The sequence below is a fragment of the Stenotrophomonas sp. genome, assembly GCF_032103445.1.
Classification (GTDB): Bacteria; Pseudomonadota; Gammaproteobacteria; order Xanthomonadales; family Xanthomonadaceae; genus Stenotrophomonas.
On sequence record NZ_DAMDFR010000059.1, the window covers coordinates 1 to 20,369 of the forward strand.

At 67.1% G+C, this 20,369-nt stretch carries 17 protein-coding genes and 2 pseudogenes; 5 read left to right on the forward strand and 14 right to left on the reverse strand.

All coding sequences use genetic code 11. From position 1 onward, the window contains the following. From RT551_RS16810 to RT551_RS16835, 6 genes and pseudogenes are all read right to left on the reverse strand, one after another. Window positions 1–237: pseudogene (locus RT551_RS16810) on the reverse strand (1-deoxy-D-xylulose-5-phosphate reductoisomerase); the annotation flags it as partial. 2 nt (window positions 238–239) lie between these two features. Further along, the gene (locus tag RT551_RS16815) at window positions 240–1,064 is read right to left on the reverse strand and encodes a phosphatidate cytidylyltransferase (protein ID WP_313460736.1); all 825 of its coding nucleotides are present in this window, start codon (window positions 1,062–1,064) and stop codon (window positions 240–242) included. Then, window positions 1,061–1,825 (reverse strand): polyprenyl diphosphate synthase, encoded by a 765-nt coding sequence (gene uppS / locus RT551_RS16820; RefSeq protein ID WP_313460738.1) that lies wholly within the window; start codon window positions 1,823–1,825, stop codon window positions 1,061–1,063. Before uppS ends, RT551_RS16815 begins: the two co-directional genes overlap by 4 nt. 4 nt (window positions 1,826–1,829) lie before the next feature. Continuing rightward, window positions 1,830–2,384, reverse strand: a complete 555-nt coding sequence (frr, locus tag RT551_RS16825; RefSeq protein ID WP_313460739.1) for a ribosome recycling factor — start codon at window positions 2,382–2,384, stop codon at window positions 1,830–1,832. A gap of 120 nt (window positions 2,385–2,504) precedes the next feature. Then, window positions 2,505–3,233, reverse strand: coding sequence for a UMP kinase (pyrH, locus tag RT551_RS16830; protein ID WP_313460740.1), 729 nt, complete (start codon window positions 3,231–3,233; stop codon window positions 2,505–2,507). 112 nt (window positions 3,234–3,345) lie between these two features. Next, a complete protein-coding gene (locus tag RT551_RS16835) occupies window positions 3,346–4,845 on the reverse strand; it encodes a GGDEF domain-containing protein (RefSeq protein WP_313460742.1) in 1,500 nt (499 codons plus the stop codon). A 192-nt stretch (window positions 4,846–5,037) separates the two neighbouring features. On the opposite strand from RT551_RS16835, the gene RT551_RS16840 reads away from it, so the two are divergent. Beyond that, complete coding sequence (locus tag RT551_RS16840; protein WP_313460744.1) at window positions 5,038–5,733, forward strand: AIM24 family protein; 696 nt, start codon at window positions 5,038–5,040, stop codon at window positions 5,731–5,733. Window positions 5,734–6,236: 503 nt separating this feature from the next. On the opposite strand, the gene tsf is transcribed toward RT551_RS16840, so the two are convergent. The 8 genes and pseudogenes from tsf to RT551_RS16880 form a co-directional block, all read right to left on the reverse strand. Continuing rightward, window positions 6,237–7,118 (reverse strand): translation elongation factor Ts, encoded by an 882-nt coding sequence (gene tsf, locus RT551_RS16845; RefSeq protein ID WP_313460746.1) that lies wholly within the window; start codon window positions 7,116–7,118, stop codon window positions 6,237–6,239. 124 nt (window positions 7,119–7,242) lie between these two features. Further along, complete coding sequence (gene rpsB, locus RT551_RS16850) at window positions 7,243–8,046, reverse strand: 30S ribosomal protein S2 (protein ID WP_313460748.1); 804 nt, start codon at window positions 8,044–8,046, stop codon at window positions 7,243–7,245. A gap of 214 nt (window positions 8,047–8,260) precedes the next feature. Next, window positions 8,261–8,977 (reverse strand): fimbria/pilus periplasmic chaperone, encoded by a 717-nt coding sequence (locus RT551_RS16855; RefSeq protein WP_313460750.1) that lies wholly within the window; start codon window positions 8,975–8,977, stop codon window positions 8,261–8,263. Continuing rightward, window positions 8,956–9,243 carry a hypothetical protein gene (locus RT551_RS16860; RefSeq protein WP_313460751.1) on the reverse strand — a complete coding sequence of 96 codons (288 nt, stop codon included), beginning with the start codon at window positions 9,241–9,243 and terminating at the stop codon, window positions 8,956–8,958. The genes RT551_RS16855 and RT551_RS16860 overlap by 22 nt, the downstream gene beginning before the upstream one ends. A 63-nt stretch (window positions 9,244–9,306) precedes the next feature. Further along, a complete protein-coding gene (locus RT551_RS16865; protein ID WP_313460753.1) occupies window positions 9,307–10,347 on the reverse strand; it encodes a spore coat U domain-containing protein in 1,041 nt (346 codons plus the stop codon). Then, a pseudogene (locus tag RT551_RS16870) lies at window positions 10,344–12,691 on the reverse strand (fimbria/pilus outer membrane usher protein). The gene RT551_RS16865 and the pseudogene RT551_RS16870 overlap by 4 nt, the downstream one beginning before the upstream one ends. A gap of 46 nt (window positions 12,692–12,737) precedes the next feature. Further along, a complete protein-coding gene (locus RT551_RS16875) occupies window positions 12,738–13,493 on the reverse strand; it encodes a molecular chaperone (protein ID WP_313460755.1) in 756 nt (251 codons plus the stop codon). A 7-nt stretch (window positions 13,494–13,500) separates the two neighbouring features. Next, the gene (locus tag RT551_RS16880; protein ID WP_311190698.1) at window positions 13,501–14,025 is read right to left on the reverse strand and encodes a spore coat U domain-containing protein; all 525 of its coding nucleotides are present in this window, start codon (window positions 14,023–14,025) and stop codon (window positions 13,501–13,503) included. A 200-nt stretch (window positions 14,026–14,225) separates the two neighbouring features. Here RT551_RS16880 and map point away from each other — a divergent pair, with 200 nt between their 5' ends. The 4 genes from map to RT551_RS16900 all read left to right on the forward strand — a co-directional run bounded on the left by map (window position 14,226) and on the right by RT551_RS16900 (window position 20,356). Beyond that, complete coding sequence (gene map, locus RT551_RS16885) at window positions 14,226–14,999, forward strand: type I methionyl aminopeptidase (RefSeq protein ID WP_311190699.1); 774 nt, start codon at window positions 14,226–14,228, stop codon at window positions 14,997–14,999. Between the two features lie 2 nt (window positions 15,000–15,001). After that, a complete protein-coding gene (locus tag RT551_RS16890) occupies window positions 15,002–17,641 on the forward strand; it encodes a [protein-PII] uridylyltransferase (protein ID WP_313460758.1) in 2,640 nt (879 codons plus the stop codon). After that, the gene (gene dapD, locus RT551_RS16895; protein ID WP_313460760.1) at window positions 17,641–18,717 is read left to right on the forward strand and encodes a 2,3,4,5-tetrahydropyridine-2,6-dicarboxylate N-succinyltransferase; all 1,077 of its coding nucleotides are present in this window, start codon (window positions 17,641–17,643) and stop codon (window positions 18,715–18,717) included. The genes RT551_RS16890 and dapD overlap by 1 nt, the downstream gene beginning before the upstream one ends. A gap of 109 nt (window positions 18,718–18,826) precedes the next feature. Next, window positions 18,827–20,356, forward strand: coding sequence for a hypothetical protein (locus RT551_RS16900; protein ID WP_313460761.1), 1,530 nt, complete (start codon window positions 18,827–18,829; stop codon window positions 20,354–20,356). Window positions 20,357–20,369 lie beyond the last annotated feature (13 nt).

Genomic DNA, 20,369 nt, shown 5'->3' on the forward strand with positions numbered 1-20,369 from the left:
GCCGGCCGCACGCAGCCCGTCGCGCAGTGCGGCGAAGCCCGCTGCGTCGGCAATGACGGCGTGGTCCGGCCGGTGCGCCACGCACAGCGCCAGCAGCGCCTGCACCTGGGTGCCGGCGGCCAGCACGGTGGCCCGGTAGCGGTCAGGATGGCGTGCGATCACATCCAGTGCAGACGCACCGATCGAGCCGGTGGCACCGAATACGGCGACCTGGCGAAGGGCAGTGGGGCTGTGCATGCTCAGAACCCGAAGATTTCCTTGCCCAGCGCGAACACCGGCAGGGCGGCGAGGACGCCGTCGATGCGGTCCAGCACGCCGCCGTGGCCGGGAATGATGTGGCCCGAGTCTTTGGCACCGGCGTGGCGCTTGATCAGGCTTTCGTACAGGTCGCCGAGCACCGAGGCGAACACCGCGACCACGGTGGTGACAACCAGTCCAAGCAGATGGTCGGAGGTGGCCCCGGCCATCCAGCCGAACACCAGCGCGACCAGCAGGCCGGCCAGCAGGCCGCCGACCAGACCTTCCCAGGTCTTGTTCGGGCTGATTCGCGGAGCCAGCTTGGTGCGCCCGAAGGTGCGTCCGGCGAAGTAAGCGCCGGAGTCTGCCGCCCAGACGATGGCCAGGGCGGTCAGCAGCCACAGGTGGCCGTTGTCGCTGCTGGCATGGATGAGCACCAGCGCCGCCCAGGCCGGCACGATGGCCAGCGAGCCGGCCAGCAGCTTCAGCGTGCGCGCATGGCTGCCCGGTTCCGCCCCGAAGGTGAAGAAACGCAGCCACAGCAGGGCCAGCAGCCACCAGCCGATGCCGGCCAGGGTGGCGATCTGGTACAGCACCAGGGTGCCGGCGTCGGCCCACACGATGAGCACCATCAGCACCAGGTTCAGTACCAGCAGCACGGTGCGGGCCAGGGTGTCTTCGACCTGGGCCAGCTTCAGCCATTCCCACAGGCCGATCAGGAACACGGCGGCGGCGGCGGCGGCCAGCCACTGGGTCGGAAGCAGCAGGATGGCCGCAATGGCAACCGGCGCCATGATCAGCGCGGCGATGACTCGGGTTTTGGTCATGGGTGGGACGTCTCGGTGGCCAGGGCGGCAATCTGGGCGCTGGTCAGGCCGAAGCGCCGTTCACGCGAGGCATAGGCGTCGAGCGCCTGCTGCAGGTGGGTGGCATCGAACTCGGGCCACAGCACGTCGGTGAACCACAGTTCGGTATACGCCAGCTGCCACAGCAGGAAGTTGCTGATGCGGGTGTCGCCGCCGGTACGGATGAACAGATCGGGTGCCGGCAGGTCGGCCAGCGCGACCCGGCTGCCCAGCAGGGCCTCGTCGATCTGCTCGGGCAGCAGGCGACCGGCGGCCACTTCAACGGCCAGTTCGCGCGCGGCGCGAGCGATGTCCTGGCGGCCACCATAACTGGCGGCAATGCTCAGGGTCATCGCGGTGTTGTCAGCGGTGCGCTGTTCGGCCAGCTGCATGCGGCTGACCAGCCCGGCACCGAAGCGTTCGCGCTCGCCAATGAAGCGCACACGTACGCCACGCCGATGCAGCTCATCCACCTCGCGCTCAAGCGCGTTGAGGAACAGCTTCATCAGCGCGTCGACTTCTTCCGTCGGCCGGCCCCAGTTCTCACTGGAGAAGGCAAACAGGGTCAGCGCGGCAATGCCGCGCTCCAGGCAGAAGTCGATGGTGCGGTTGACCGCACGCGCGCCGGCACGATGGCCGATCACGCGCGGACGGCGACGCTTCTGCGCCCAGCGCCCGTTGCCATCCATGATGATGGCCAGGTGGCGGGGCACGCCGGCAGCAGGGGTCGGGGCCTGTGACATGGGCTCAGACCTGCATCAGTTCCTTTTCTTTATCAGCCACGACACTGTCGACGTCCTTGATGGCCTTGTCGGTCAGCTTCTGGATGTCGTCTTCGCCGCGCTTCTTGTCGTCTTCGCTGATTGCCTTGTCCTTCAACAGGGCAGCGATCGCCTTGTTGGCATCCTGGCGGATGTTGCGGACGGCAACCTTGGCACCTTCGCCTTCGCCCTTGACCTGCTTGGCCAGTTCCTTGCGGCGCTCTTCAGTCGGCGGCGGCATGTTGATGCGGATCGCGGTGCCCAGCGTGTTCGGGGTGAACTCGGCGTTGTACAGACCCTTCTCGATCTCTTTGATCATGCTCTTGTCGAACGGCGTGACCAGCAGCGAGTGCGCGTCGGCATTGGAAATGGACGCGACCTGGTTGAGCGGCGTGGAGGCGTTGCCATAGGCGTTGACGACGACACGGTCCAGCAGGGCCGGGGTGGCACGGCCGGTACGGACCGAGGTGAGGGTGTGCTTCAGAGCGTCAATGCTCTTGGCCATGCGCTCTTGCGCGTCTTTCTTGATGTCGTTGAGCATCGCCCGAATCCTGGATGTCACAGAGAATCGGGCGATTATAGGCGAAATCCGGTGAACCAAGGCCGCTGCCGGGCCCCACCCGGTAGGTACCGACCGTTGGTCGGTACCCGGAAACCTCGATCAGGCGGTGTTGCGGCCGCGCACCAGGGTGCCGATGTTCTCGCCGTGCAGGATCTTCAGCAGCTCGCCCGGCTGGCCCATGTCGAACACGCGCAGCGGCAGGTCGCTGTCGCGGGCCAGGGCGAAGGCGGCGGTGTCCATCACTTCCAGGCCGCGGGTGATGACCTCGTCGTAGGTCAGGCTGTCAAAGCGGACCGCATCGCTGTATTTGTTCGGGTCCTTGTCGTACACACCGTCGACCTTGGTCGCCTTGAGCAGCAGGTCGGCCCCGATTTCGATGGCGCGCAGCGCGGCACCGGAGTCGGTGGTGAAGAACGGGCTGCCGACGCCGGCGGCGAAGATCACCAGACGGCCCTTTTCCAGATGGCGGATGGCGCGGCGGCGGATGTAGTCCTCGCACACGTCGTTGATCTTGATCGCACTCATCACGCGGGCCTTGGCCCCGAGCTTTTCCAGCGCGTCCTGCATGGCCAGTGCGTTGATCACGGTGGCCAGCATGCCCATCTGGTCACCGGTGACGCGGTCCATGCCGCCGGCAGCCAGACCGGCTCCGCGGAAGATGTTCCCGCCGCCGATCACCAGGGCCACTTCGGCACCGGCCTGCTGGGCTTCGATCACTTCACGCGCCAGACGGTTGATGACCTTGGGGTCGATGCCATAGTCCTCGTCTCCCATCAGCGCCTCCCCGGAAAGTTTCAGCAGGATGCGGCGATAGGTGAGATTGGACATGACGGCCTCTGGGTGCGTGGAAAACGCGGGAATTCTACTGGATGCGGCGTCAACCGGCGTAGAAATTTTGTTGCGTCGCGGCAGCGTTCGCCGCGACGCCTTCCAGGCCTGTTCAGGCGGGCGCGGTATCCGGGGACCGGGCGATGACCCGGTTGCGGCCCAGGCTTTTGGACCGGTAGAGGACGTCGTCAGCCGCCTTCAGCAGGTCCTGGACCTCGGCGAAGCGCTCATAGCCGCCCTGGGTGGCAACCCCGGCCGAGAAGGTGATGTACAGCGGGCTGCCGCCGACGTCGGCCATCGGGGTGTTGACGATGTTGGCCAGCACCCGGCGGATGACCTCCAGCGCCACCGCTTCGGTGGTGTTGGGCAGCAGCGCGATGAACTCCTCGCCGCCGAAGCGCGCCACGGTGTCGCTGCTGCGCAGCTGTTCCTGCAGCTTGGAGGCGAAGCTGCGCAGCACTTCGTCGCCAAGCAGATGGCCGTGGGCGTCGTTGACCTTCTTGAAATCGTCGAGGTCGATGAAGGCCACCGACAGCGGCCAGCCGTGCCGGGTGGCGCGGTTGAACTCCTGCTCCAGCACGGCTTCCAGCTGGCGGCGGTTGAGCACGCCGGTGAGGGCATCGCGGTGGGCCTGCTCGGCCAGCCGGTTGGCCCGGGCCTCGAATTCGTCCGCGCGCTGCCGGGCCATGGCTGCGTCCTGCATCTCGCGCAGGTTGCGCAGGGTCGCCAGTTCCTGGGCGTGGTCGATCAGCTGCTGCACCCGCAGCGGTGAGGTCAGGGTGGTTTCGAACAAGGCACCGATGTCGGGCAGGGCCTCGCTGATCCGGGCCAGCACCTGGTCGAACTGGGCGCTGTCCAGCTGCAGGGTGTCGTGGACGCGCTGCAGGGCCAGTTCGCGCGCGCTGTCGGTGTCGGCGCTCAGCCAGATGTCGGCGACCGCGCCGGACACGGCCACGCAGGCCTGGAATTTGTCTTCGGTAGCCTCGGGCGACTCGCTGCGGGCGATGGCGTCGACCAGATAGCGGGGCAGGTCCCACTGCTCGGCCATCCAGGCACCGACCTCGGCGTGGGTGCAGTCCAGCTGCTCACGCTCCAGCGCCAGCAGCTGGTCGTTGTCGGCCGCGGCGCGCAGCACCGGCAGATAGCGGTCCGGCTCGCTCTGGGCAAGGACGAGGATGCCGATGTCCTGCAGCAGGCCGGCCAGCATCAGCTCCTCGGCCTTGCGCAGGCCGCGGGCCTGGCCAAGCAGGCTGGCGGCCAGTGCGCTGAGGATGCTGCGCCGCCAAGCGCGCTCGCGCACGTCCTGGCCCTGACCGGGGGCGGTCAGGTCGCGGGTGACGGTGAAGCCCAGAGCCAGGCTGACGGTGGCATTGAGGCCCAGCATGGTCAGTGCCTGGCCGAGGTTCTCGATTCGGCGGCGGCTGGCGTACAGCGGCGAATTGGCGATGCGCAGCATGCGCGCGCTCAACGCCATGTCGATGCCGATGATATCGGCGGCGGTGGTGATGTCCGCTTCCGGGTTCTGGGCCAGCTCGATGATGCGCAGGGCAATTCCGGGCGGCGAGGGCAGGTTGCGGCAGAGCGCCAGGGCGGCAGTCAGCTCGGGAGACATGGCAGGAACACTGAAATGATGTGGCAAGAATACATGGAGTACGTCACAGATTTGAGCTGTAGTGCTTGCCATGTCCGAAAACGTGAGGTTGGTCACCCTGGTTTGAGGCAAGGGTGGCCTCCTGATCTCTTTGTTAACACAATCGCCGAACCTGTACCATGCGCGCACTCACTTAAAAGGAAGTTGCTGCCCATGGCTGTGAAGTCGCTCAAGGAATTCCTGGCTGCCACGCAGGAAAAGGATCTCAGTTCCGATGCGTTCGAACTGGAGAGCCCGTACATGCTGGAAGTCCGGGTGGATGGCCGGGTATGGGCCAAGTCGGGCGCGATGGTGGCACGCAAGGGCGCGGTGAAGTTCACCCGCGAGGGGGTGCTGGAGCGTGGCGTGGGCAACCTGCTGAAAAAGCTGGCCACGGGCGAGGGCCTGCGCCTGATGAAGGCCGAAGGGCAGGGCCGGGTCTACCTGGCGGACATGGGCAAGAAGATCACCCTGCTGCGCCTGGAGGGCGACTCGGTGTTCGTCAACGGCAATGACGTGCTGGCGTTCGAAGATGGCATCGACTCGCAGATCACGATGATGCGCAAGGTGGCGGGGATGATGGCAGGCGGATTGTTCAACATCCGCCTCAGCGGCCACGGCATCGTGGCGATCACCTCGCACTACGAGCCGATGACCCTGCCGGTGAGCGCGCAGACCGGCCCGATCTTCACCGACCCGAGTTCGACCGTGGCCTGGTCGGGCACGCTCACCCCCGAGGTCGTCACCGACATTTCGCTGGGCACCCTGCTGGGCCGCGGCTCGGGCGAAAGCCTGCAGCTGAAGTTCGCCGGCGAAGGCTGGGTGGTCGTGCAGCCCTACGAAGAAGTCACCTTCCAGACCAAGCCGTGATCGCCTGATTGCACGATCTACGTAGAGCCGGGCTTGTTGGATCTGTGCGAACAACCTTCGGTTCACGGAATCCCTGGTTTGGCGGCTCGGGACGGGCGTTCCGGGGGACGCTGCAAGTACGTCCATGTAAGCTCGATCGCCGCATCCATGCGGCTCACGCCCCCTCCAGCCCATCCAGACCCGCCATCGACAGTGGGTCGGTGGCCATCGGAAATCAAAAGCATGTGGCTGTGGCATTTCCCATGGCCACCGGCCAACTGTCTGGGGCGTGCCGGGGTGGGTTTGCGGGACCGTCAAAAACATGGATGTTTTTGACGAGCCCCCATGGACGGGTTTACGGCGTGTCCCGCAAACCCATCCCGGCGCGACCAAGCACGGGAACCGATGACTACCGGCTGTTCGCCAAAAACCAACAGCAGCCGGGCAGGCCCGGCTCTACGAATGCCAGCCACAAAAAAACCCGGCCGAAGCCGGGCTTTTTCGTTATCGCTTGAAGGCGAGAATCAGGCCAGGCCGGCCTGCTTCATCACTTCGGCGGCGTAGTCTTCCACCACCTTCTCGATGCCTTCGCCCACGACCAGCAGCTGGAAGCCAGCCACGTCGGCCTTGGCGGCGGTCACGACCTGCTCGACGGTCTTGTCGCCGTCCAGCACGTACGACTGGCCGTACAGGGTGACGTCGTTGACGATCTTGTTGATCTTGCCGCTGATGATCTTTTCCAGGATCTCGGCCGGCTTGGACTTGTCCTTCTCGGACATCTTGGCCAGTTCGATTTCCTTTTCCTTCGCCACGAACTCGGCCGGCACGTCAGCCGCCTTGTTGTGCGGCGGCTTCATGGCAGCCACGTGCATGGCCAGGCCACGGGCCAGCTCGACGTCGCCGCCGATCAGTTCGACCAGCACGCCGACCTTGCCGTTGGTGTGCACGTAGGCACCGATGTTGCCGGTGGTGTCGGCCTTGACCAGGCGACGGATCTGGATGTTTTCACCCAGGGTCTGGATCGCGGTGGCGCGGGCTTCTTCCACGGTCTGGCCCGAAGCCAGGGTGGCGGTCTTCAGCGCTTCCACATCGGCAGCGCCCGAAGCCAGTGCGGCAGCGGCGACGGCGTCGACGAAGGACTTGAAGTTGGAGTCGTTGGCGACGAAGTCGGTTTCCGAGTTGACTTCGACCAGCACGGCCTTGCCGCCGTCCTGGGCCAGGCCCAGGCGACCTTCGGCAGCCACGCGGTCAGCCTTCTTGTCGGCCTTGGCAGCGCCGGACTTGCGCAGGGCTTCAGCAGCGGCGTTGATGTCGCCGTTGTTTTCAGTCAGCGCCTTCTTGCACTCCATCATGCCGGCGCCAGTGCGCTCGCGCAGTTCCTTGACCAGGGAAGCAGTGATTTCCACGGGAATTCCTCACATAAGAAAGGGGTTGGGCCGGCATGGTGGCCGGCCCGTGTGACAAAGACCCTGTCGCGCCTGCGGCAGCAGACAGGGCGCGGTGGGTGCGTGCACCCACCGCAGGCCGATATCAGGCCTCGGTGCCCTTGTCGGCAGCGGCCTTCTTGGCCGGAGCGCGACGGGCCGGCTTGGCTTCTTCAGCAGCAGCGGCTTCGGCGAACTCTTCTTCACGGACGCTGGCAGCGTGCGGAGCAGCGGCCTTGCCTTCCAGCACGGCGTCAGCAGCGGCGCGGGCGTACAGCTGCACGGCGCGGATGGCGTCGTCGTTGCCCGGGATCGCGTAGTCGACCAGTTCCGGGTTGTAGTTGGTATCAACCACGGCGATCACCGGGATGCCGAGCTTCTTGGCTTCCTTGATGGCGATGTCTTCGTGGCCGATGTCGATGACGAAGATGGCGTCCGGCAGACGGTTCATGTCCTTGATGCCGCCCAGCGAGGCTTCCAGCTTGTCACGCTCGCGACGCAGGCCCAGCACTTCGTGCTTGACCAGCTTGTCGAAGGTGCCGTCGGTTTCGCCGGCTTCCAGTTCCTTCAGGCGGGCAACCGACTGCTTGACGGTACGGAAGTTGGTCAGGGTGCCGCCCAGCCAACGCTGGTTCATGTACGGCATGCCGCAACGCTCGGCTTCTTCACGGATCGATTCGCGGGCGCTGCGCTTGGTGCCCAGGAACAGGATGGTGCCGCGCTTCTGGGCAACGCTGGAAATGAAGTTCATCGCGTCATTGAAGAGCGGAACGGTCTTTTCCAGGTTGATGATGTGGATCTTGCCGCGGGCGCCGAAGATGTACTGGCCCATCTTGGGGTTCCAGTAACGGGTCTGGTGGCCGAAGTGGACGCCGGCTTCCAGCATCTGACGCATGGTGACCTGGGGCATTGCAAAACTCCTGATGGGGAACCGGCCGCCACGGGAAAGGGAATGGGCGGTCCGCCGCGAGGCGGGAGGTTCCGGGGTTGGGCTTCCCTGCTGCTTCCGTGACCGAACTCCTTGCGGAGCACCCCGGCACGAATGGCAGTAGCAGGTGTGTATTCACCGGTGACGCCCGGTGTTGGCGGGTTCCTGCACGCGAAGGCGCAGGAAATCCAGTCGATTATAGCCCGCTGCCGGTGTCGGGTGCAATTGCGGGGTCCAGCGGGGCCAGCAGGACCGGCTCGTCCTGGCCCAGGCGGGCGCTGAAACGCCCGTCTGCGTAGGCGCCGGCAGCGCCGGGCAGGGGCCATTGCCGGGTCTGGCCGGCCAGCACGTAACCCGCCAACCCCGGCAGCAGCGGCTGTGCCGCGCCGCCTCCAGGAATGAAGGCCAGGTCGGACAGGCGGGCATGGCGGGAGCCGCCATTGTACAGCTCAAGCACTGCCGGGCCGGAGCCGGGCAGAACCCTGACCGCCAGTGCCGGACCCGCCCGGTGTTCAGCCCCGGCGACGAACACGGGCAGCGAGATCTGTACCGCCGGGCTGTCCTGCCCGGCCCGCAGTACCAGCCGGTAGCTCTGTTCAGTGACGGGGCTGGCGGCGGACCACACCAGCCGCACCCGCTGCCGGCCATGTGCGGGCAACCGCAGCTCGGAAGGGCTGACGGCCAGCACCACGGCCGGTTCCAGCCGCTCGTGCTGCGGGCCTTGCGCCCAGTGATAAAGGCGGGCCTGACCGTGCCACGGCTGGTCGCTGTCGTTGTACAGCCACACGCTGTCATCGCGCTGGCCGGGAGCCAGGGTGACCGACAGCGGCGATACCTCCAGCGCCTGTGCGGCGCTGCTGGCGGTGAGCATCAGCCCGGCGGCCAGTCGTTTCAGAAGGTCAGCGTGTGCCATGCGCGTTGTGCATCGGGGCCTGCGTCCACGGGCGGCGTCAACGCCTGTACCTGTGGCGGGGCGGGGGTATCGGGGGTGCTGCGCTGATGCGCGGTCGCGCACGCGCCTGCCCGGGAGCCCGGGTCGAGGCGGCAGGCATCCACGACTTTCAGGTGGATGCGCAGCGGCACCGGGGCCGGCGCAGGCTCCGCCGACCGTGCAGTGGCCAATGCGGGCAGGGCGGCGGCCAGCAGGGCGAGGCACGGCAGGAACGGGCGAAAGGACATGGCGCGAGCGGGCAGGCGAAGGGACGCCAACGGTATCGGCCCGCGCCACGCGCGCTTGAGCATTCAGTAGGTGATCGTCACCTTGATCTGGTCGCTGTAGCTGCCAGCGGCAACCGCCCCGCTGGTGGGCGGGGCGCGCCCGTATACGGTGAGGACCTGCGCGCTGCCGGTGCCGGTGCCGGTGACCCGGTCGACGTTGACGGTGCTCCCCCAGCGCTGGGTGCGGGTGCTGTCACGGTACAGCTCGTACGGAATGAAGTACGCGCTGTTGGTGGTATGGCGCATGCGCCTGACCGTACCGTTGGCATACAGCCCGTTGTCCAGTGCGATGTTGTAGGCGGTGCGGTTCAGGCAGGTCAGGCCGATGGTCGAGGTGCGGTCGATGTTGCTGGTGATGGCCCCGGCGTTGCTGCCAAAGTCCATGTCGGTGGTGACATAGGCGCTGCACTGCGGCAGCACGGTGGCGGTGACCGTGAACGGGAAGCCGCCGGTGGCAGTCTTGTTGCCGGCCACGCCCGCGGTGGTGGTGCAGGCCGCCGGCGCGGTCGCCGTACCCAGCAGCACTTCGTTGAACGCGTACTGCAGGCGTACATCGGCCCCGCTGAAGCTGGTGGTGTAACTGCCGGCGGCCAGGGTCTGGCTGGCGGGGATGCGGCCGTAGATGGTGACCGTCACCGCGCCGCTGCCGCCGGTCAGCAGTGGCACCGAGTAATTCAGGTCCACCACCAGCGGGCCGGGCGTGGTGCCCGGGGTCAGTCCCCAGATCGTGCTGTAGGCGGCGCTGGTGAACAGCTGGAATGACATCGGGTCGCCATTGGCATTGGTCATGCGCCGCAGGGGGGATATGGCCACGCCGGTGGTGCCGACGCCGATGCCGATGCAGGCGCGTACCGACGCGGTGGCCAGCAGGCTGAGTGCGGCGGTGTTGCAGGTGATGGTGAAGCTGGTGGTGGTCACGGTGGGGCTGCCGGCGGCATTGGCCACGTTGCCAAACGCCGCCGTCACCGGCGTGGTGGTCGTGCAGGTGGTGTCGGCGCGCGCAGTATCGGCCAGCAGTGCGCCGGCCAGCATCAGCAGCAGCCCCAGCAATGCCTTCAGGCTCATGGCGAGACACCGGGCTGGCAGCGCAGCGGTCCCAGTCGCAGCGGCGTGCTGCCGGCGGCATCGGCAAGCGGCACGATGACCGTGCAGCGGCCTTCGGCAGTATCCACCTCCAGCTGCGCCCGCGTGGGCAGGTCTTCCAGATACACCTCACCGTCGTAACCCACCGTGGCGCTGCGCTGGTCGGGCAGGCGTACCTGGCTGCCGGCCGGTAGCGGCTGGTCCTGCAGGTCGTGCAGCACCAGGGTAATGGCGCGGGTGCGGCGCAGACCGAAGCTGACCCCCAGTCCCGCGCTCTGCCGCGGCGTCACCTGCGCATCCACGCGCTCGGCACGCATGTCCGCTGGCAGGTCCAGGGTGTCGATGGAAAGGCGGTTGCGCTGCCACGACAGCAGCGGCGTGACCAGCAGCAGCCCGTTGCGGTCGGTGACGCCGATCGGCCGGTTCTCCAGCCGCACCGGCACGCCGCCGACGCCGTCGGTGGAGACCACGGCAAAGGCGTCCGGCACCTCGCGCGCGGCAAACACGTGGCCGCCCATCCACACCAGGCTTCCGCTGGCGTTGGCGTAGGCAAATGTGCTGTCGCCCTGGCGCGCGGCACCGGCCGAATAGCGGCCGACCCGGTTCAGCCAGCCGATTTCAGCGAGGCCGCCCGTGCCGTCGTCGCCATGCCGTGCCTGCACCCGCCAGCCATAACCGCCCTGGCTGCCGTCGCCGGGCACCGGTTGCGAGACATCCACCGTATAGAGGTTGCGGTCGCCATTGCGCTGCAGCGCCAGGTTGCTCTGGCGGTTGCGCCCCAGGCTGACCGACAGCGACAGGTAGATGCTGCGGTCGGCGCTTTCGTCCAGGTTCTGGTTGAACGAGGCGTAGGCTGACCAGCGTTCGGAAAACGTGCGGTTCCAGAACACGCTGGCGTAGCGGCGGTCATCGCCGTCCGGATACGACAGGCGCAGGTAGCTGGCGCTTAGCGAACCCATCCGGCCCAGGCTGGCCCCGGCGGTGACCTGGTCGGTCACATCCGGTGGGCGTGCGCCCTGCAGGCTGCCCAGATCCTGGAAATCGCCGTGGGTCCGCAGGGTGGAGGCGTTGAGGTTGAACACCCGGTTGTTCCAGCTGTATCCCAGCGACCACTGCCCGCCATCGCGCCCGTCACCGCGACTGCGCGCATAGGAGGCGTTGAGCACGCCGGCCAGGCCCAGCTGCCACCAGCCACCGGCCCCGGCGCTGGCCACCCCGCCGCCGCCCTCGGCATGCAGTTCGGCGGTGAAGCGGTTGCTTACCCCACGCCGCCAGGTCGCGCTGCCGATGGAGGCGTCGTCATAGGAAAACGAGCGGATCCCGTAATCGCGGCGCATACGGCCAATGCCCGCCGACCAGTCGGACAGGCCTTCGGCGAGCAGCTGCTGGGTGCCATAGAACGAAAAATCCAGGGTCTGCATGCGGCCATAGGCGTCGGTGATCACCACCTGCGCGTTGCCGGTGCCGCTGATGCCGGGTTGCGCACCCAGCTGAAAGGGGCCCACCGGCACTTCGCCGTTGTACTGGCGCAGGCCGTCCACATACAGCTCAACCGTGGACGGCACCACCGCCTCGCCGAGGAAGCTCGGCGTCGGGGTCAGCACCCGGTAAGGCTGCAGGCCGTAGTTGCGCCCGATCTGGATGCCGCCCATGCGCACCGGTCGGCTCCAGTCGACGAAGCCGCTGAAGAAATCGCCCACGGTGAGGGTCAGTGCGTGATCCGGAAAATCCAGCTCCAGCGGCTGTCCAGGCGCACGCTCTCGCCACGCCAGCCACCGCCATTACCCTCCTGGTAGGTGCGCAGCAACTGGCTGCTGCGCAGCACACCGCGTCCCACGCCGAACACCCGTGCTTCGGCAGTCAGGGCCAAGTTGCCGGCATCCTCGTTCTGGCTGGCATACACGTCGTAGTTGAGCAGTGCGCCCGGCGAGGCGCTGGCCACCGGGGTGGTTTCGCGCGCCTGGCCGAGCTCGGTGGTCGGCAGGTCCAGTTGTTCCAGCGGCACCTCCAGTGCCAGCGTCTGCATCGCCGCGTCATAACGGACCACGACGCCGCTGATCTGTTCCAGCGGCACCGGCGCGTCGCCACGCGCGCCAAATCCGAGCTGGCGCAGCACCGCCGGATCCGCACGCAGCTGGCCGGCCGATTCGGTGAACGGCAGCAGGCCGCGCGGGGTGCCGTTGAGGGTGACGTCCAGGTACAGCGTCTGTGGCGCGGTCAACGGGGTGGGCGGCGGCAGCATCACGTCGTCGGCCGCCCCCAGCCCTCCGATCTCCGCGCCACTGTCGACCGGTGCCGTGGCCGCACCCGCTGGTCCGGCCAGCATCCCGGGCGAGACCGCAGCAGCAGCCAGGGCGACGCGCATGCAGGCCTCAGCGAGCCGGTGGCGTCGCAGGCAGTGGCGTGGCTTGCGAAGCGCCATTGATCTTTGCCGAAAGGGTCGCGCCATTGAGGCGCGCCGCGGTGATCTCCAGAGGCCAGCGCATGGTCTGGCCACTGAGTACGTAGCCGACCAGGCCGGGCTTGAACACCTGGGGTCGCTCGGGCGTACCCATGCCCAGGTCGGCGAGCTGGACATAGGTGGTGCCCAGGTTGCGCACTTCCAGCGCCAGAGTGCCGTCGGCCTGGGTCAGCAGCGATGCCTGCAGCTCCGGCGTGTCCGGCGCGTCGCCGTCCGGCTGCACGAACACCGGCAGCGAGTAGCGCAGCACGAACTGCATGCCCTCGCGGTTCGGGTCCAGGGTGGGTACCTCATCGACGATGACCCGGTAGGCGAGCTGGCCCGGCGGAGGCTGCGGATCGGCCCGGACCACGCGGATCAGCTGCTGCTGTCCTGCCGCCAGCGCCTGCATCGGCGGGCTGATCACCAGTTCGGTGGTGGGTTCCAGTTCGTCGCGACCGTCGCGCTGGGTCCAGCGGAACACCCGCGCCTGCACATCCACCGGCGCGGTGCCGCTGTTGCTGATCCACAGCGCTTCCGCATTCTGCCGGGCGGTCAGCTGCAGCGAGGTCGGCGCGACCTGAAGGCTGGCGGCCTGGATGCTGCCGGTCAGCAGAATCCCCAGCAATACGCCGGCACAGCCATGCCTGCCGGAGGGCCGCAGGCGGCTCCGTTCGAGATCCGACATGGCGACCTCAGTAGGTGATGGTGGCGGTGACGGTGTCCTGGTAGTTACCGGTCGCGGCGTTGTTCACGCTGGGATTGGCCACCTGACCGTAGATCGGATACGCCTGTGCCAGGCCATTGCCGGTGCCGGCCACGGTATTGGTACCGGCGGTCGCGCCCCAGACCGTGGTGCGGGTGGCATTGGAGTACAGCTGGTAGCCCACGTAATTGTTGGTGGTGACCGCCGCATCGGTGTTGATCATGCGCCGGGTGGTGACGTCGTTGGCGGTACCGGCGTTGGCACCGGCGTTCAATGCGATGGTGTAGGGCGTCAGTGCCGAACACTGGGCAGTGACCGAGCCCTGTGCGTTGGACGGGGTGGTGGCGGTCGACAGCGCCGAGCCGAAATCGACATCGGTGGCCGCCGCAGCGGTGATCGTGCACGCCTTGGTGATGATGATGCGCACGTTGAACGTGGTGGTGTCGGCGGCCAGGGCCGGGGACGCCAGGGCCAGCAGGGTGAAGCTGAACAGCACAGGTCGCAGGGATCGCATGGGTCTTCTCCTTGGACGGGGGTCCTGGATGAACGAGTCGATACCGCCGTGGGGCCGGGGGAGGCGCGCCGCAGGGGCGCGGTTTCCTTATAAATGCGCGGTCGTGGTCGAAACGTGAGGAAATCTGGCCGCTTTTCACATTTTCTACGTTCATGCCCGGCCCGTTCAGTCTGGAGCCCGGATCGGCGATAATGCCCGGCATGAGCGTGAATCTGAAAACCCCCCAGGAAATCGAACAGATGCGCATCGCCGGCCGCCTGGCCAGCGAGGTGCTCGACATCGTTGCCCCGCATGTGAAGCCGGGCGTGACCACTGAAGAGCTCGACCGCATCTGCCACGACCACATCATCAACGTGCAGAAGGCCATTCCGGCCAATGTCGGCTACCGCGGCTTCCCGAAAACGGTGTGCACGTCGGTCAACAACGTCATCTGTCACGGCATCCCCAGCGAAGGCAAGGTGCTCAAGGACGGCGACATCGTCAACATCGACGTGACCGTCATCAAGGATGGCTGGCACGGTGACACCAGCCGCATGTATTTCGTCGGCACGCCGTCGGTGATGGCGCGTCGTCTGGTCGATGTGACCTACCAGGCGATGTGGGCCGGCATCCGCGCGGTGAAGCCGGGGGCAACCCTGGGCGACATCGGCCACGCCATCCAGAGCCTGGCCGAAGGCGAGCGCTTCAGCGTGGTCCGCGAGTATTGCGGCCATGGCATCGGCAAGGTCTATCACGATGAACCGCAGGTGGTGCATTACGGCCGCCCGGGTCAGGGCTTGGTGCTGCAGCCCGGCATGACCTTCACCATCGAACCGATGATCAATGAAGGCACCCGCTACAACAAGGTGCTGCCGGATGGCTGGACCGTGGTCACCAAGGACCGCAAGCTGTCGGCGCAGTGGGAGCACATGATCGCGGTCACCGAAACCGGCGTGGACGTGCTGACCCTCGCGCCCGGCGAATCGCAGGTCTGAGCATGTTGCCGGCGAGCCCTGTCCTGGACGCGCCGGCCGATGCCGTCGCCGACCCCGAGTGGGCGGCGCTGGCCCGGCAGAGCCTGCAGCAGGCCGATGCCCGTCTGTATCGTCGCTTCGACCAGGGCGACAACATCGAGCGGCTGCTGGCGCTGCGTGCGCGTGCCGCCGATCATCTGATCCGGCTGGCCTGGCAGCGCTGCCTGCCGAATGCCGCCGGTCTGGCCCTGTTCGCAGTCGGCGGCTACGGGCGTGGAGAGCTGTTCCCGCGTTCGGACATCGACGTGCTGGTGCTGGGCGAGGCGTCGGCGCAGCACGCCCATGAGGCGGCGCTGGCGCGCCTGTTCGCGCTGCTGTGGGACTGCGGCCTGCCGGTCAGCCACGCGGTGCGCTCGGCGCAGGACTGCGTGACCGCCAGTGCCGACCAGACCGTCTTCACCGCCTTGCTGGAATCGCGCCCGCTGGTGGCCGACGAGGCCGCACGGCAGTCGTTGAAGCGTGCCATCAACGACGATGTGCTGTGGCCGCCGCGCGAATTCTTCGTCGCCAAGCGCGACGAGCTGCTGGCCCGCCATCAGCGGTTCGGCGACACCGCCGACAATCTCGAGCCGGACATCAAGGACGGCCCCGGCGGGCTGCGCGATCTGAATACCCTGGGCTGGATGGCGCTGCGTGCGTTCGGCGTGCGCGAGCTGGAGGCTCTGGTCGGGCTGGGCCACCTGGGCATGGACGAAGCGACCGCCCTGCGCCGCGAGCGCTGCGCGCTGGCGCAGTTGCGCTTTGGCCTGCACCTGGTCGCCAACCGGCCGGAAGAGCGCCTGCGCTTCGACTACCAGAAGACCCTCGCCGCACGCCTGGGCTTCCACGACGACGTGGAAAGCCTGGCGGTGGAAAAGATGATGCAGGGGTTCTACCGCAGCGCCACCGTGGTGCGGCGGATCAGCGACCGACTGCTGCAGCGCTTCGAAGAGCAGTTTGACGGTGAGGCGGTGCCCGAACCGGTCAGCGTCGGCTTCTCGCTGCGTCGCGGCTATCTGGCCGCCAATGACCCGCAGTGGCCTCAGGGCGATATCCAGCAGGTGTTCGCGTTGTTCGCCAGCTGGGCCTACAACCCGGAGGTGCGTGGCCTGCACTCGCTGACCGCGCGCGCGCTGGCCGAGTCGCTGGCGGTGCTGCCGGCCTACACCGAGGCCAGTGTCGATGCCCGTGGTCAGTTCATGGCCCTCATGCGCAGCCCACGCGCGGTGGACACGCTGGCGCGCATGGCGCGACTGGGCGTGCTCGGCCAGTGGATTCCCGCGTTCGCGCAGGTTTCCGGGCGCATGCAGTTTGACCTGTTCCATGTGTACACCGTGGACCAGCACACGCTGATGGTCCTGCGCAACATCGGGCTGTTTGCCAGCAGCCGCGCCGACGAGCGCTTCTCGATCGCGCACGAAGTGTGGCCGCGTCTGCGCAAGCCGGAACTGCTGCTGCTGGCGGGTCTGTTCCATGACATCGCCAAGGGCCGCGGCGGCGACCATTCCGAACTCGGCGCAGTGGATGCGCGCGAGTTCTGCCAGGCGCATGCGCTGAGCACGTCCGATACCGAACTGGTGGCCTGGCTGGTCGAGCAGCACCTGCGCATGTCGGTGACCGCACAGAAACAGGACATTTCCGACCCGGACGTGATCCATCGTTTTGCGTCGCTGGTGGCCAGTCGCGACCGCCTGGATTACCTGTACCTGCTGACCTGCGCCGATATCGCCGGGACCAGCCCCAAGCTCTGGAATGCGTGGAAGGACCGCCTGCTGGCGGACCTGTATTTCGCTGCGCGCCGCGCGCTGCGCGACGGCCTGGAAAACCAGATGCCGGCCGCCGAGCGCGTGCAGGAAGCACGTGATTCGGTGCGCGCCCTGGTACGCGAGCGTGGCTACGACGATGCCACCATTGATCGCCAGTTCACCGTGATGCCGGACGAAAGCTTCATCCGTCTGCGTCCCGAGCAGCTGGCCTGGCAGGCCGCCGCGCTGGTGCCGGTCAAGCAGGGGCAGACCCTGGTCAAGGTTCGCCGGCTGACCCCGGATGACGATGCACTGGAAGTGTTCGTGCATTCGCCGGACCGCGATGGCCTGTTCGCCGCGATCGTGATGACCCTCGACCGCAAGGGCTATGGCATCCACCGTGCCCGCGTGCTCGATGGCCCGATGGATACCATCTTCGATACCTTCGAAGTCACCCCCGCCGACAGCTTCGCCGACGGCGACGCCCCGCGCCTGGAAGCGGCGCTGCGCGAAGCGCTGTCAGGCGACCTGACCCGGCTGCGCCCATCGCGACGCGTCATTCCGCGTCAGTTGCGGCACTTCCGCTTTGCCCCGCGCATCGAGTTCCGCGATGCCAGCGACAACGAAGCCGGCAGCACCCGCTTCAGCCTGGTGGCCCCGGACCGTCCCGGGCTGTTGGCCGACGTAGCCTTCGTGCTGCGCAACCAGGGCCTGCGAGTGCATGATGCACGCATTGCCACCTTCGGCGAACGCGCCGAAGACATGTTCGTGATCAGTGACGAGCACGACCAACCCTTGACTGAAACCGCCCGGCAGCAGCTGCATGACGCGATGCTGACCTGCCTGGATCCTGATCGAAAAGCCGGAGATACCCCCTGATGGCCACCAAGCCTGCCAAGAAGACCGCCGCGAAGACCGCAGCGGCCAAGAGAGCTTCACGACAGCCGAAGGCTGGTCAGACTGCTGCCGTTTCCCCGGCCGTGAAAAAGCCCGCAGCGAAGAAGGCCGTGGCCGCTGCGAAGAAAGCGCCGGCGAAGAAGTCCGCTGCCAGCGCCGCCGAAACCGCCGCCAAGCGCGCCGAAACCATTGCCCGCAAGTCGCTGCGCAAGCCGGCCACGCCGGGCGTGGAAGAACTGAAGTTCGGCATTGAAAGTGCTTTCGAGCGCCGCGCCATGCTGACCCTGCACGAGATCGAAGGGTCGACCAAGCCGCTGGTCAATCGCGTCATCGACGGCCTGGAAACCGGTGAGTTCCGCGTTGCCGAGCCGGACGGCCACGGTGGCTGGAAGGTCAATGAGTGGCTGAAGAAGGCGGTGCTGCTGTACTTCCGTGTCAACGACATGGGCGTGGTGGATGCGCGTCCGGCCCCGTTCTGGGACAAAGTCGAGTCGCGCTTCGCCGGTTTTGATGAAGCCAAGTTCCGTCGCGCCGGCGTGCGCGTGGTGCCGGGTGCGATTGCCCGCCGCGGCAGCTTCTTCGGCAAGGACGTGGTGCTGATGCCCAGCTTCACCAACATCGGTGCCTACGTCGGCGAAGGCACCATGGTCGACACCTGGGCCACGGTGGGTTCGTGTGCGCAGATCGGCAAGCACTGCCACCTGTCCGGCGGGGCCGGCATCGGCGGCGTGCTGGAGCCGCTGCAGGCCAGCCCGACCATCATTGAAGACCATTGCTTCATTGGTGCACGTTCGGAAGTGGTTGAAGGCGTCGTGGTGGGTCACCACAGCGTCATCGGCATGGGCGTGTTCCTCAGCCAGAGCACCCGCATCTACAACCGCGCCACCGGGGAGATCAGCTACGGCTACATTCCGCCGTACAGCGTGGTGGTGTCCGGCTCGCTGCCGAGCAAGGACGGCACGCACTCGCTGTACTGCGCGGTGATCGTCAAGCAGGTCGACGCCAAGACCCGCAGCAAGACCAGCGTCAACGACCTGCTGCGCGGCCTGGCCGACTGATCGTCGCAAACATAGGACTTCTCCGAACGCCGCCTGCGGGCGGCGTCGTTATGCTCGGGATGCGTCGCTCTGCGGCGCCTGTTGTGTATTCCCTGCATGAAGGAGATCCATGGATCGCGCTGTTTCCTGTACATCCCCCGCGCCCGTGCGCGCATCGCTGCTGCCTGAGCCACCCCGTGTCGCGTCGGTACGCGGCCCCACCCGCAACCAGGCGCTGGCGGACGTCGTGCTGCATTCGTTGTTCAACGCGCCGAGCCGCGCGCACGCGGCCCTCGGGGCCGACCCGCCGCCGGGCGGCATGATCGCGGCCCTCTATTCGCGCCTGGTGGTAGCGGGTGATTTCAGCACGCTGGACGCCGACCAGGACACCCTGATCCAGTCGCTGCGCGAGAGCGTGGCGCTGGCGGGGCAACCGCGCTACCGGCTCAGCAACTGTGGGATCGGCAAGGCGCTGCATGTGGCCTGTGTGATGTGGCGCTCCCGCAGCCGGTCCGGGCTGGATGTCGAACGCCTGGTGCAGGCGGTGGAGCTTTGCGCCACGCTGATCCGCCGCCAGGGCGGCATCCTGCTGGAAACCTGCGGGGTGATCATGTTCCATCTGGGCGAGCTGATCACCTGCGAGGCGCTGAGTGACACCTGCGCGCAACTGATCTGCGAATGCCTGGAACCGAAGTTCCGTGCCGAGATCCGGCGTCAGCTGCATGACCCGGTGACCGGGGCAGAGGTGGCGTTCGGGCTGATCAGCACGCTGCGCGCGTCCGAACACGGGCTGACGTCGGAGGCCGGCGCGCGCATGCCCCGCACGGCTGCCGATGCGCTGATCACCACCGTCCACATGCTGCTGGACCAGCAGCCCGCGCTGCTGATGCGCAGCCCGAGTGCAACGTTGGGGCTGGTGGCGCGACATGGCGTGCTGTATCTGCGCCAGCTGGCGGCAGTGCATGGCGAACATGCGGACGCGGCAGACAAGGATCGCCAGTACAGTGCAGCGCGCCTGGTCAAGAGCTGCATTGACGAAGTGCGCAGCCGCACAGACGGGCAGGCGGGCGCAGCGCAGTGCCATCCGCCCGGTTTCGACCCGCAGCTGCGCTATGCCCCGACCTACTATGCGCAGTGGCTGGTGTGTCAGGAACCCTATGTGCAGGCCTGGCTGGCCTTGCGCACGGGCGAAGCGCCGGCCCAGCAGCACAGCGTGCATCCTGAAACCGCAGCCGGCCCGAAGGCGGACAGGCCCAGCCTGCGTGATCTCGACAGCCCACTGTCGCGGTTGGCCCAGGCCTTGGGCGGTCTCACCGATCAGGACGACCCTGCCGCCTGGCAGCGGCGCGAGCATGCCGTCGCCTGTGCCGAAGCCGCGATCGCCTGGGTGCGGTCGAATGCGGTGCACTGCCATGTGAGCCTGCAGGCACGGGCGCAGGTGCTGCTCGACATCGACAGCGTGTTCCAGCACCTCGACCGAGCCAACCCGCTGGACGCACCGCGCTATGACGTCACGCTGGAAGACCTGCGCGCGTTCATGGAACTGCAGACCGCCGGGTTGCGGGATGCATCGGGCAGAACCCTGCTGGGCCCGGCGTTGCAGTTGCCATCGGGCCTGCGCTCCTGGCAGCGGCTGCTGCTGACCCAGTTGCTGGCCTGAGCGGTCAGGGCGT

What these genes read in the sequence shown, in the direction of transcription:
- RT551_RS16815 (WP_313460736.1), bottom strand. Translation starts at nt 1,064, where the DNA reads ATGACCAAAACCCGAGTCATCGCCGCGCTGATCATGGCGCCGGTTGCC.
- uppS (WP_313460738.1), bottom strand. Translation starts at nt 1,825, where the DNA reads ATGTCACAGGCCCCGACCCCTGCTGCCGGCGTGCCCCGCCACCTGGCC.
- frr (WP_313460739.1), bottom strand. Translation starts at nt 2,384, where the DNA reads ATGCTCAACGACATCAAGAAAGACGCGCAAGAGCGCATGGCCAAGAGC.
- pyrH (WP_313460740.1), bottom strand. Translation starts at nt 3,233, where the DNA reads ATGTCCAATCTCACCTATCGCCGCATCCTGCTGAAACTTTCCGGGGAG.
- RT551_RS16835 (WP_313460742.1), bottom strand. Translation starts at nt 4,845, where the DNA reads ATGTCTCCCGAGCTGACTGCCGCCCTGGCGCTCTGCCGCAACCTGCCC.
- RT551_RS16840 (WP_313460744.1), top strand. Translation starts at nt 5,038, where the DNA reads ATGGCTGTGAAGTCGCTCAAGGAATTCCTGGCTGCCACGCAGGAAAAG.
- rpsB (WP_313460748.1), bottom strand. Translation starts at nt 8,046, where the DNA reads ATGCCCCAGGTCACCATGCGTCAGATGCTGGAAGCCGGCGTCCACTTC.
- RT551_RS16855 (WP_313460750.1), bottom strand. Translation starts at nt 8,977, where the DNA reads ATGGCACACGCTGACCTTCTGAAACGACTGGCCGCCGGGCTGATGCTC.
- RT551_RS16860 (WP_313460751.1), bottom strand. Translation starts at nt 9,243, where the DNA reads ATGTCCTTTCGCCCGTTCCTGCCGTGCCTCGCCCTGCTGGCCGCCGCC.
- RT551_RS16865 (WP_313460753.1), bottom strand. Translation starts at nt 10,347, where the DNA reads ATGAGCCTGAAGGCATTGCTGGGGCTGCTGCTGATGCTGGCCGGCGCA.
- RT551_RS16875 (WP_313460755.1), bottom strand. Translation starts at nt 13,493, where the DNA reads ATGTCGGATCTCGAACGGAGCCGCCTGCGGCCCTCCGGCAGGCATGGC.
- RT551_RS16880 (WP_311190698.1), bottom strand. Translation starts at nt 14,025, where the DNA reads ATGCGATCCCTGCGACCTGTGCTGTTCAGCTTCACCCTGCTGGCCCTG.
- map (WP_311190699.1), top strand. Translation starts at nt 14,226, where the DNA reads ATGAGCGTGAATCTGAAAACCCCCCAGGAAATCGAACAGATGCGCATC.
- RT551_RS16890 (WP_313460758.1), top strand. Translation starts at nt 15,002, where the DNA reads ATGTTGCCGGCGAGCCCTGTCCTGGACGCGCCGGCCGATGCCGTCGCC.
- dapD (WP_313460760.1), top strand. Translation starts at nt 17,641, where the DNA reads ATGGCCACCAAGCCTGCCAAGAAGACCGCCGCGAAGACCGCAGCGGCC.
- RT551_RS16900 (WP_313460761.1), top strand. Translation starts at nt 18,827, where the DNA reads ATGGATCGCGCTGTTTCCTGTACATCCCCCGCGCCCGTGCGCGCATCG.